Origin of the sequence: Mesorhizobium sp. M2A.F.Ca.ET.037.01.1.1 (assembly GCF_003998075.1) — a bacterium.
In the GTDB taxonomy this organism is placed as follows: Bacteria; Pseudomonadota; Alphaproteobacteria; order Rhizobiales; family Rhizobiaceae; genus Mesorhizobium.
Genome location: NZ_RZSA01001826.1, coordinates 1 through 431, shown reverse-complemented (window position 1 = coordinate 431; position 431 = coordinate 1). Strand labels below are relative to the sequence as shown.

Sequence of the window (431 nt, the reverse complement as noted above, 5' to 3'; positions counted from 1 at the left end):
GAAATGCCCCAGTCCAGAAAGATCATCATTGACACGGATCCCGGCCAGGACGATGCCGTCGCCATATTGCTGGCGCTCGGCAGTTCCGAGCTGGAGATCGTCGGCATCACCGCGGTTGCCGGCAACGTGCCGCTGAAGCTGACCCAGAACAACGCCCGCAAGATCTGCGAGCTGGCCGGCAGGCCAGACATGAAGGTCTATGCTGGCGCCATCCGGCCGCTGACGCGCGAGTTGGTCACCGCCGAGGAAGTGCATGGCAAGACCGGCTTGAACGGCCCGCAGCTGCCCGAGCCGACCATGCCGTTGCAGGAACAATACGCGGTCGATTTCATCGTCGAGACGCTAATGCGCGAAGAAAGCGGCACGATCACGCTGTGCCCGCTCGGACCGCTCACCAACATAGCGCTGGCGCTGATCCGCGAGCCCAGGAT

Annotated in this window: 1 protein-coding gene; it reads left to right on the top strand. The window is 63.3% G+C overall.

From position 1 onward, the window contains the following. Nucleotides 1-3: 3 nt before the first annotated feature. Nucleotides 4-431: nucleoside hydrolase (locus EOA27_RS40015; RefSeq protein WP_189562462.1), on the top strand; the 428-nt coding region annotated here is incomplete at its 3' end.